Source organism: Flavobacteriales bacterium (genome assembly GCA_016704485.1).
GTDB lineage: Bacteria > Bacteroidota > Bacteroidia > Flavobacteriales_F > PHOS-HE28 > PHOS-HE28.
The window spans coordinates 48962-61497 of record JADJAA010000002.1 but is presented as its reverse complement, the minus strand read 5'-3'; the positions used below and the strand labels follow the sequence as shown (position 1 = coordinate 61497).

The 12536-nt window shown below is 49.7% G+C and carries 6 protein-coding genes; all 6 read right to left on the bottom strand.

The features are described 5' to 3' along the window. Positions 1 to 16: 16 nt before the first annotated feature. Entirely contained in the window at positions 17 to 859 is an 843-nt protein-coding gene (locus tag IPF95_11510) for a caspase family protein (GenBank protein ID MBK6475317.1), read from the bottom strand. 245 nt (positions 860 to 1104) lie between these two features. Further along, the gene (locus IPF95_11505) at positions 1105 to 6681 is read right to left on the bottom strand and encodes a T9SS type A sorting domain-containing protein (GenBank protein MBK6475316.1); all 5577 of its coding nucleotides are present in this window, start codon (positions 6679 to 6681) and stop codon (positions 1105 to 1107) included. A 41-nt stretch (positions 6682 to 6722) separates the two neighbouring features. Then, positions 6723 to 9272: a hypothetical protein gene (locus IPF95_11500; GenBank protein ID MBK6475315.1), complete on the bottom strand. Its 2550-nt coding sequence runs from the start codon at positions 9270 to 9272 to the stop codon at positions 6723 to 6725. 77 nt (positions 9273 to 9349) lie between these two features. Next, a complete protein-coding gene (locus tag IPF95_11495) occupies positions 9350 to 10627 on the bottom strand; it encodes a T9SS type A sorting domain-containing protein (GenBank protein ID MBK6475314.1) in 1278 nt (425 codons plus the stop codon). A gap of 2 nt (positions 10628 to 10629) precedes the next feature. Further along, on the bottom strand, positions 10630 to 11385 hold the full coding sequence (locus IPF95_11490; GenBank protein ID MBK6475313.1) for a T9SS type A sorting domain-containing protein: 756 nt from the start codon (positions 11383 to 11385) through the stop codon (positions 10630 to 10632). 172 nt (positions 11386 to 11557) lie between these two features. Then, the gene (locus tag IPF95_11485) at positions 11558 to 12523 is read right to left on the bottom strand and encodes an AAA family ATPase (GenBank protein ID MBK6475312.1); all 966 of its coding nucleotides are present in this window, start codon (positions 12521 to 12523) and stop codon (positions 11558 to 11560) included. Positions 12524 to 12536 lie beyond the last annotated feature (13 nt).

Below are 12536 nucleotides of genomic sequence, written 5' to 3'. Positions count from 1 at the left end.
TTGGTCAGATAGGTGCTTAGGCAAGCACTTTCCATCGCTTACTGGGAGAATCGCCATAAAGGTTCGGGGTCTGAGCATACTGGCGTGAGGGAAGCGCAGTGCGGATAGCTTTGTACCATGCAGTATAGTTGGAGCCGGCTGGTAGTGTTTTCAGCGTCTTCAATGCTACGAATGTGAATGCCCCGTTCGGTCTTCCGTTGAACCAAGCATCATAACTGTATTCATGGTCTTGGCAACCGCTCAACAAAAGTCCGGCATATCGCCCAGGTGCCTTGCTGGCCCGATAAGCGCTACCGATCCCCATTTTCTTCAGAGCCGCTGGTTTCATAAAGACCGATGGAGGCAGGAACCGTACCGTACGTTGCGGGGCATTTGCTGAAGTTGTCGTTGCAGGCGTGGTAATTGGTGCGAATCTGCTCACCGTGCCGCTATGACAACTGTCGGATAGGAAGGCAAGATGCACTCCTGTACCGCGCGCGTTGAACATCAGAAAAAGCTCATCATCAGTGATCACACCTTTGGTATTGGTGTCGTGCGGACAAATCGCCTCGTCCAGACCATCTGGTTCATCTCCATTGAGGTCGGGGACGTACGTGCCGTGTCCAGAGTAGGTGATGATCACAGTATCTCCGCGCTTCGCTTTTGCAATGGTCGCATTTATCCCCTTGCGAATATTGGCTCCATTTGCGTTCTTGTCCAATAGCTTTTCCACATTATATCCCCGGGAGTTAAGCTCTTTCGCCCAATCGTTTGCGTCATTAACACATCCGCTGAGATCACTACCTGTACCTGGGTAGTTATTGATACCGATACATAAGGCAAGTAAACTATTCTTGGAGGCAGTTGCTTTCGTTTTCATGTGATGGATCGATGGTACGATCTTTCTACAAAGCTCTCCACATCGACGTTGATCTGAAATACCCAGTTTCCGGTAATTCCTTCCTGATCGCGCTACAACTACTACCCATTCGAACTGAACATTCAGTCACATTGAGCACACCTAAATCGTAATTGTTAGCCCGGGTGGATCCATTCAGAAAGAACATAGCCAACGCAAAAGGGCCGCCTCTTTCGAGACGGCCCTTCAGTTTGTTCAATTACCGATCAATGCTGGATGACCAGACGCTCGGTAAATACTTTCTCTCCTGCGGTAATGCGCAACATGTACATACCACTGTTCATTGATCCATTGAGGTCCATGACCGTATTCATGTTACCATCCTGTGCAGCGAACTGACGTGAGATCACACGCTTACCTGTAAGATCGAACAGGTCTACTGTCACTTTGTTCACACCATCCTGTAAACCGATGATATTCACGTGAACTTGATCACCCTGGTTCGGGTTAGGCCACACGCTGAGTGTCGTATTCAGGTCAAGAGCAACGTTCTGTTGGCCACCATTCGCCTCCATGCCGCATGGCGGAGCGTTGCAGATGGTCACTTGGCAGGTCTCACCCCAGATGCACCATATTCCTCCTTTGAATGCGCGTACCTCAACATCGTAGGTGTTACCATCGACCAAAGGAACATCATTGGTCCAACCCAAGGTGGCATAGTAGTTATTCGCAGTACGCGTAACCAAAACACCTTCACCAGGTATTGAGAACCGGAACTGATACTGCGTTGCACCAGATACTGGGCGTGCATACAAGCGCTGCGAAGAACTAGTTACGAATTGACGCGTAACACCGCAGCTATAGAACACATAACCAGGGATGTCGAACAACTTTGTAGGTGTGCAGATCGCCAACGCTTCGTTGCGTGCAAAGCGACATGCCGGACCCCATGAACTTGCAACACCATTTACAACACCGCGTACTCGAACGTTCAAGTTCATTTGATCCGGAATATGGTTAGCTGTAGCCCAGTTGTTCACTTTCATATGACAGGTCCGTGGTGAACCAATATTCGCGAAATTGTCAGACACGTTGTGACGACGCTCACGGATGAAGCTGTAACCTCCATTCGGGTTGTAGAACCAGAAGTCATAGCCCGAATCCGCACCAGCAACTCCACCACCGTTGAAATCAGCAGCAACTTCAGCATCTTCGTTACAAACGATGTATTGGCCATTTGCCCAGAAGTACTTATCGCAGCTGGACGATAATAGCTCAACACCTCCCAATGGCAGACAGAACGCACCGTCCTCTAGGCTCGTGTTGATCGAACTTGAACCAACCGTAAAGTTGTTGCTGTTGTCAATGATGCGCATTCCGTTGTTTCCTGCCATGCGTAACACGTATCCACCACCGGCGATACCATCTCCACCAGCATCAGTAACTACCAATCGGTAGCATCCATCGGATAAGCAGCATACATCAGTAACATAGGCTGGTTGGTTATTCGGCAAGTTGGAACCGCTGCAACTTGGGGTTCCTGCACCTACGGCCGTGATCGACCAGCTAACATCAGCTGCGTTATTATCCGTAGCAAATTCGATAACCACATTGTTATCGCAACCCACAGTGCAAGGTGCTAATCCGGTGTTTCCACCTACGCAAATATCGCAATCATCCAAGAAGGCTGTTCCGCCAAAGTCACCATTACAGTCAGCTACACATGCTACTTCGCCGGTGTTACCACCAACGCAGGTTGCGCAGTTGTCGATGAAGGCTGTTCCGCCAAAGTCGCCGTTACAGTCAGCTACACATGCTACTTCGCCGGTGTTACCACCAACGCAGGTTGCACAGTTGTCGATGAAGGCTGTTCCGCCAAAGTCACCATTACAGTCAGCTACACATGCTACTTCGCCGGTGTTACCACCTACGCAGGTTGCGCAGTTGTCGATGAAGGCTGTTCCGCCAAAGTCGCCATTACAGTCAGCTACACATGCTACTTCGCCGGTGTTACCGCCTACGCAGGTTGCGCAGTTGTCGATGAAGGCTGTTCCGCCAAAGTCTCCGTTACAATCCACAGTACATGCTACTTCGCCGGTGTTACCACCAACGCAGGTTGCACAGTTGTCGATGAAGGCTGTTCCGCCAAAGTCACCATTACAGTCAGCTACACATGCTACTTCGCCGGTGTTACCACCTACGCAGGTTGCGCAGTTGTCGATGAAGGCTGTTCCGCCAAAGTCGCCATTACAGTCAGCTACACATGCTACTTCGCCGGTGTTACCGCCTACGCAGGTTGCGCAGTTGTCGATGAAGGCTGTTCCGCCAAAGTCTCCGTTACAATCCACAGTACATGCTACTTCGCCGGTGTTACCACCAACGCAGGTTGCGCAGTTGTCGATGAAGGCTGTTCCGCCAAAGTCTCCGTTACAGTCAGCTACACATGCTACTTCGCCGGTGTTACCGCCTACGCAGGTTGCGCAGTTGTCGATGAAGGCTGTTCCGCCAAAGTCGCCGTTACAGTCAGCTACACATGCTACTTCGCCGGTGTTACCACCTACGCAGGTTGCGCAGTTGTCAATGAAGGCTGTTCCGCCAAAGTCGCCGTTACAATCCACAGTACATGCTACTTCGCCGGTGTTACCACCTACGCAGGTTGCGCAGTTGTCGATGAAAGCTGTTCCGCCGAAGTCGCCATTACAGTCAGCTACACATGCTACTTCGCCGGTGTTACCACCTACGCAGGTTGCGCAGTTGTCGATGAAGGCTGTTCCGCCAAAGTCGCCGTTACAGTCAGCTACACATGCTACTTCGCCGGTGTTACCACCAACGCAGGTTGCACAGTTGTCGATGAAAGCTGTTCCGCCGAAGTCGCCATTACAGTCAGCTACACATGCTACTTCGCCGGTGTTACCACCTACGCAGGTTGCGCAGTTGTCAATGAAGGCTGTTCCGCCAAAGTCTCCGTTACAATCCACAGTACATGCTACTTCGCCGGTGTTACCACCAACGCAGGTTGCACAGTTGTCGATGAAGGCTGTTCCGCCAAAGTCACCATTACAGTCAGCTACACATGCTACTTCGCCAGTGTTACCACCAACGCAGGTTGCGCAGTTGTCGATGAAGGCTGTTCCGCCAAAGTCGCCGTTACAATCCACAGTACATGCTACTTCGCCGGTGTTACCACCAACGCAGGTTGCACAGTTGTCGATGAAGGCTGTTCCGCCAAAGTCACCATTACAGTCAGCTACACATGCTACTTCGCCGGTGTTACCGCCTACGCAGGTTGCGCAGTTGTCGATGAAGGCTGTTCCGCCAAAGTCGCCGTTACAGTCAGCTACACATGCTACTTCGCCGGTGTTACCGCCTACGCAGGTTGCGCAGTTGTCGATGAAGGCTGTTCCGCCAAAGTCACCATTACAGTCAGCTACACATGCTACTTCGCCGGTGTTACCGCCTACGCAGGTTGCGCAGTTGTCGATGAAGGCTGTTCCGCCAAAGTCTCCGTTACAATCCACAGTACATGCTACTTCGCCGGTGTTACCACCAACGCAGGTTGCGCAGTTGTCGATGAAGGCTGTTCCGCCAAAGTCACCATTACAGTCAGCTACACATGCTACTTCGCCAGTGTTACCACCAACGCAGGTTGCGCAGTTGTCGATGAAGGCTGTTCCGCCAAAGTCACCATTACAGTCAGCTACACATGCTACTTCGCCGGTGTTACCGCCTACGCAGGTTGCGCAGTTGTCGATGAAGGCTGTTCCGCCAAAGTCGCCGTTACAGTCAGCTACACATGCTACTTCGCCGGTGTTACCACCAACGCAGGTTGCGCAGTTGTCGATGAAGGCTGTTCCGCCAAAGTCGCCGTTACAGTCAGCTACACATGCTACTTCGCCGGTGTTACCGCCTACGCAGGTTGCGCAGTTGTCGATGAAGGCTGTTCCGCCAAAGTCACCATTACAGTCAGCTACACATGCTACTTCGCCGGTGTTACCGCCTACGCAGGTTGCGCAGTTGTCGATGAAGGCTGTTCCGCCAAAGTCTCCGTTACAATCCACAGTACATGCTACTTCGCCGGTGTTACCACCAACGCAGGTTGCGCAGTTGTCGATGAAGGCTGTTCCGCCAAAGTCACCATTACAGTCAGCTACACATGCTACTTCGCCAGTGTTACCACCAACGCAGGTTGCGCAGTTGTCGATGAAGGCTGTTCCGCCAAAGTCACCATTACAGTCAGCTACACATGCTACTTCGCCGGTGTTACCGCCTACGCAGGTTGCGCAGTTGTCGATGAAGGCTGTTCCGCCAAAGTCGCCGTTACAGTCAGCTACACATGCTACTTCGCCGGTGTTACCACCAACGCAGGTTGCGCAGTTGTCGATGAAGGCTGTTCCGCCAAAGTCGCCGTTACAGTCAGCTACACATGCTACTTCGCCGGTGTTACCGCCTACGCAGGTTGCGCAGTTGTCGATGAAGGCTGTTCCGCCAAAGTCACCATTACAGTCAGCTACACATGCTACTTCGCCGGTGTTACCGCCTACGCAGGTTGCGCAGTTGTCGATGAAGGCTGTTCCGCCAAAGTCTCCGTTACAATCCACAGTACATGCTACTTCGCCGGTGTTACCACCAACGCAGGTTGCGCAGTTGTCGATGAAGGCTGTTCCGCCAAAGTCGCCGTTACAGTCAGCTACACATGCTACTTCGCCGGTGTTACCACCTACGCAGGTTGCACAGTTGTCGATGAAGGCTGTTCCGCCAAAGTCGCCGTTACAGTCACATGGACCATTGCTGATCACTACATCATTCGCTGACGCTGCACATCCAGCATTTGAAATAGTCCACCTAAATGTATTCGCACCAGCGCCCAATGAACTAACCGTTGTTGTCGGGGAAGATGCATTAGCAAATGTTCCAGATCCACCAACAACAGACCACGATCCACTTCCAACTGTCGCAATATTACCGGCCAATGTTGTGGATGAAGCGCAAATATTTTGATCCGGACCAGCATTCGCAGTAGTTGGAGCTTGGTTAATAGTGATCGTGGTTAGTGCGGCGGCTGCGCAATTTCCGGTTCCGACCGTATAGGTCAATGATTGAGTTCCAGCACTTGGATCGAAAACGTAAGGACCTGATCCGCTAACACCGGTACCTGTCCAAACACCACCTGAGGGCGTACCACCTAGGCTAACATCTGCATCCGTCGAACAAAATGGACCGTAGGATCCTGGTGATGGTGTAGCTCCAGTTCCCATAGCCGCTCCCGGCAGAACAACTTGGGAAGCCGTAGTAATATCCGGCCCACCCATACTAATGAACCATTCACCATCCTGAGAGATCGTATAAGCATCTGAAGTTACCACTTCGAAGCTCGTACACCCTGTTAGCCCTGTTAGCGGAAGTTGTGCATATCGGGCCCAAGTATTAGCTGGGATAGTACATGCTACAGGAATAATATTTCCCGTTGTGCCGTAAGCTTTATATCGAAAACCGCCATTATCAGCATTGTTCAGTGCATCGCCTACCCCAGGGTTCTCTGAAAGGAAAAGTGGATTCGAAACACATGAGAATCCCGTAAAGGACTGATCAGGTTCACCCAATTGACCTCCAGCCGCTGTTTCCCAACGTACCGTGAAGTTCAAATTCACAATTCCATCGGCACGCTGCCAATCTGCGTTCGGTCTTAACTGTACCTCAACAGTATTAGCATCAAAAGAAACCAAACGGATATCGATCCTATTGACATCGCCTGGCTGTGCAAAGCCAAATTGAACCCATCCCAGCAAAAGGAATAAGGCCGCAATACTTCGCAGCACTGCGTTAATTGGTGTTAAGATCTTCATGGTATTTGGTTAGGGGATTGGTTACTGGAAAATTGAGGGTTCTAAGGTAGTTGTTCGGAACGAGTCTGGGTCGGTGCAACGCCACCGATATTGGTCAGGATCAGGTCGCGGTCATTGTTTACGCCCGTGTAGCGTACGATCCCGTCCAAATTGGTATCGCACGTATGATACATTGAAACCGTATTGGTCGGTGCTACACCGCCGATCATATTCAAGATCGGGTCACGGTCATTATTTCCACCGGTGTACATAAGAGCATTATCCTTTACCACATTACCGGCGTAGAGCACCGCAGTGGAGTTGATCGTTTTACGTGCATTCGTACCCCAAGTAAGTAAACTTGGATTGCGCAGATCCACGGAAACCGGAGATGGACCGAAGCTGATCGGAACCGAGGTCATTGTACCCAAATGATTGCGATGACGGATCGCCACGTAGTAATTGTCCTGTGGGACTGTAAAACGCAACTCTGTTCCAAGCGCTGAAACGATCTGACCATCGCGTCGCAACAGTGCGGTCTTCGTAGCGACAATGGTTCCAGGTTGTGTTGCACTTCTCAGCTCAACCAATACCCAATCCACAATTGCACTGGATCCAGTGACGGACAATACTCCACCACCAATGGTCTCTCCACCACCACCTACTTGTACGAATCCTAGTTGAGTATAAGGCTCAACTGAAGGGATCAAGCTGGATGTACGAAGACCATCATTCATCAATCCTGTACCTGGATCATATGGACCCTCCAGCGCTACTTGAGCGTTCAGGATGAATCCGTTGGTAACCGTTGCTACAACCTCGGTACGAGCACTTGTGCAGACTACATCCTGCCCCGTTACTTCCCAATCATAGCAAAAATAATAGTACGCGGATCCGGCGCTGGACCCAGTAATACTTACAATTCCTGCATATGTGTAAGGATATGCAACACCATTATTATTCCGGTACATATCAGTGTATGCATTTGTCACTTTCAAGCGATGCGCTGTACCCACCGGAACGCTAAGGTTCAATTGTACTCGCTGTTCACCAGCGGGGACGTTCACTGTGGTCTGTGCGATAAGGTTTCCGCCTTCATTCAGCACTTGAAATGTCCGGTTGCTTGCACTATTTGCATAGACCTTTACACTTTTGAGTACGAATGCTTCCATTGCATTGAACGTTAGGTGCTGGTCATACGAACCGTAAGCGCCACCACCACTATTGTTCTGTTTCCCTACATTGACGAGCAAACCCGTTTGGGTTGCCTCATTCTCTGCCCAATATGACGTAGTTTGAGAAATAACCGGTGAAACAAATTGGTTTCCTGTCCCTAACATATTACCACCTGTTGCCGCATCGTACCAGCTCACATCAGCACCTGACGCGTTCAATGTGGCTTGCCCTGGGCCACTTAATGTAGCACCTGTTCCGTTAGGAGCAGGGGAATTGATCAGCGTTACCGTAAAAGGATCAGAAGCATCTACGCCACATTGACCTGTAACCGTGCATGTGTATGATCCCGATGTATTCGGTGTTATGGATCGTGTTGTTGCACCATTACTCCAAGCATATGAAGTACCAGCACTGGCGGTAAGTACCATTGCAGACCCAGCACAACTCGTTGATCCGACATCAGAGGTGATATTTGCGAATTCGCCACCACCAGGTACTTGTAAAGTTAAAGTTACAGGCGCTGCCGTCCAGTTGTTATTCTCATCCTCCTCAACGAAGTTGTTCAACGGATCCACCTCCATTACCACCCAGTAGTTACCATTACATGTACCTGGGGGGATATTCACCCACATTCCATCAAGTGTCTCACCATAAATATCTGTGTACCCCACTGAAATACCTTGCGAGATCTGGCTACAGTTGTACGAACCGCCACCCAAGCCGTAATTCGGAAAATTCGACGTTGAATTCAACGCTGTACCCGTATTATAGGCTTGTGCAGTGCGGCAATGTCCGCTGGCACTTCCACTCGAACAAGGGTAGTAATCCATCAAACAAAACCCTACTTTGGCACCAGTCCCTACGATCGGCCAATTCAGTGGGTTGGGTTCTCCAACCACCTCTGAGCGCAGTGAGAACGTCGCCCAATCATCAACGTGATTATGCCCATGCGTAGGATGATAGGTCATTGTACCAGCAATATGCTCAGTAAACGACATGGTATTGCCGTTCTTATGATAGACCCGCTGAAGGATCAACTGTTTCATATCCGCACAGGCCGAATTGGTATAATCGTTCGTACTGTTGGGATCATAGATCGAAATGGTATCCGAATTACAAAGGAACCAGCGGTACCCATTTCGATCGACACCGCGCACGTTCAATGGGCCATTCCCGATGTTCGGTGTGGAACCTGTTACGCGCAACCGCCCAGGATTGGATCCGTCGGTTTGAGAATATTCACTAGGACCTCCAGCATAATCCTGCAAGGCTTTCCAGCTAATTGTAATATCTGGTAAGAGGTCACAGTTGGTCTGACCGGTTGTTTCGCACACACAACTAGTAGCATTGGTTAACGTACATTGCGCCAGAAGATCACTGGCAGCGAGTACTGATGTTGCAACTGAAAGCAATGCCAAAATGTAGTTATTCTTCATTCTACTAGTGTTGTTTATTCGTTCGACGGCCGTAAATCTACTTAGATCGATAGGGTCAGGTCAAGTGGAAAGTTCGTTCACAATACTATAAAATGCTTGGATCGTAACGAATTATCTTGACCAATTTGGAACACATAAACACCGCTTTCCAAACTTTCAACGCTGATCATACCCCCATTTCCAGTGACCCTTCCGGTCAATACCACACTTCCCGTAGCATCGGTGACCCGATAATTGTCCAATCTGTTCACACCAACTGCCCTAATGTTCAACTCAGTAGTTGCAGGAACGGGATAGATCTCGAACTCTGCTCTAGGAGCTTCAACTGCGGACAAGCTTGTTGCCACATCCCAGCGGACTGCTCCCCCGCTGGCTGTTCCTACCCATATTGAACCATCCGTGCAGAATGAAAGCTGATTGACCACGTTATCCGGAAGTCCGGAATTGGCCATATTGAACACCTCCCAAGTATCGTTCGTTGATAATATGGCTATACCGGCCTGTTGCGTGGCGATGATCTTACGATCCTGGCCATCTATGATAATATCGTTCAACGAATTGCTGGGAATACTGGAGTTGGAGCTATAATATTGGGACCAGAAACCGTTGACATAATCCCCGAAATTATGCAGCACACCTCCAAAAGGACAGGCTGCCCAGCGTTCACCATTTGAATCTATGGCAACACCAAGCGCGGTATTATCCGGCAAACCCGTTGTAGTCGTTGAAAAAACCCGAACGAGCGTATCAGTTAGATAGACGAACCCCGCATTCAATGTTCCAACACACACAAGCCCATCATTGCGAATAGCAATATCGGAAATATTATTCCCTGGTAGAATTAAATTATCATAGCTGGTCTCGCTGTCGTTATAGATGCGCCAATCACTTAGATCCGTGCGTACAACGCCATCCGCAGTGGACAACCATCCAAAACCATCCGCAGCAAATACGATGTTTCGCACGGTCATTGTAGGCAATGGGCTATTGGTCATATTGAAATGCTGCCAAGAAACACCGTCATACACAGAAAGACCTTGAGTAAAAAAGCCGACCCACAATCTATTCTGATCATCCAGCGCTAAAGCACGAACATCGTTCTCGGGAATATCTGAATTATCAACCTGAAAAACCTCCCATGTCGAGCCATCGTACTTACAAAGCCCCCAGTCCGTACCTACCCATGTGGTCCCATTGTCCTCATGAGCGAATGCGTTCACCGTATTACTTGGTAAGCCCGCATTGGCCATATCGAATACCTCCCATGTTTGTCCATTAACAGAAGATGCCGTAAAAAGGAATGTCAGAATTACAAAACAACAATTAACCAAGAATCCGAGACCAATGGCTCTCATGCTCATCGGGCATTAACAATTCGCAGAAATGAAACGTCATCACCTGAGCGAATGCTTAAGGTATATGCTCCCTCAGCAAATCCGGTAAGATCGATCGGAAAGCGTAAAGTACCGGTTGCAAACGCAATTCGGTTGGTCCACACCGAACGACCAGTAGCATCCAACAATGAAAACCGTAACATTTCATTCGCTGCACCAGATAGCTCAACCCAAGCGATACCGTTGGTCGGATTCGGTGATACACTGATCAGTGAAGAAAGGTCGTTGGTTCCAATGTTAGTGCTGACCGTATAGATCACACCTCCGCTTGTCCCTCCACCCACTGCAATTCCATTGAAGGATATATAGTAATCACCATTGTTGGCGGGTTCCCCGGTCCAGTCATCTTCAACGATCTCGTATACGGTTCCATCAATAGGCACAGGAATTGTACAGAGCAACACTTCTTGACCTCCGGTCCATGAAGAACCAGATCCACTAAGTGGCGCATTGCCAAAACCCGCGTATATCTGATATCGATAGATTCCCTCAATAGCCATGTCCCCTGATTCCGATACGTAGTGTATCGGTGGCGGCAATTGATTTACAACTGCACCTAATGTGACACCGGATGCATCGAGCCAACGAACAGTAAAGACCGACGCCGCAAAGAACCCATCAAAATCTCCGGATGGACGAATACGTACTTCAAGCTCCCCTGTACCTGTATTCACTATTGTAATATCCGTAGGAGGTTGAGCACTCGCCAGAAGTGGCATAAACAGTAAAGGAACCAACGTAGTGCGCAATGCAAACATGTTTTTGGTGTTATGGACTATCCTCCAAAACTAATCGATCCCAAGCACAAGTCAACCATGCACGCCAGAAACTTCTTCAGCATAATAGGCTTCTTATGACGCTTTTCTGCGAAACGAGTAGTCCCAGACCGGATCAAAGGATCGTGTTAATGATCTTATCGGTGGTAACACCTTCCGCTTCGGCTCTGTAGTTCCGAACCAATCGGTGCCGTAGGATGGGTAATGAAACCGCTTGAACATCGGCAATGTCTGGTGAAAACCGGCCTTTGGATAATGCATGCGCCTTGGCCCCGATGACCAAATACTGTGAAGCACGAGGGCCAGCCCCCCAGGATATATGCTCGTTGATGATCTCAGGTGCATCCTTAGTTCCAGGACGCGTTCGAGTTACGAGCTTAACCGCGTACTCCATTACATTGTCCGGAACAGGGATACGCCGCACGAGTCCCTGATAGTGTACGATCTCCTCATGTGTGAGGATCGGTGAAAGTTGAGGGTTATTATCGCTGGTAGTCGCTTTGACCACCGCAAGTTCCTCTTCATAACTTGGATAATCAACCCAGATATTGAACATGAACCGATCCAATTGCGCTTCGGGCAAAGGATAGGTTCCTTCCTGCTCAATTGGGTTCTGGGTCGCCAGGACGAAGAAAGGATCAGGTAATTCATGTGTCTGACCAGCCGCTGTTACAGCTTTTTCCTGCATGGCCTCCAATAATGCAGCTTGGGTCTTCGGAGGCGTACGATTGATCTCATCCGCAAGAACGATGTTCGCGAATATTGGTCCTTTCAAGAACTTGAACTTGCGGTCCTGATCCAGTATTTCACTGCCTATAATATCACTAGGCATCAGGTCAGGGGTGAATTGGATCCGACTGGATGTAAGTCCCAATGCTCGACCAACCGTGGTGACAAGCAATGTTTTCGCAAGGCCGGGCACCCCCACCAACAAACAATGTCCGCGACTAAAAATACCAAGCAGGACCTTGTCCACAACATCTTCCTGACCAATAATGACCTTTCCGATCTCGGACTTCAACCGTTGGTATTTATCACCGAATTCTTCTACGGCACGTACGTCATTGGAAGGTGTGGTCATAATTCAGTTCACG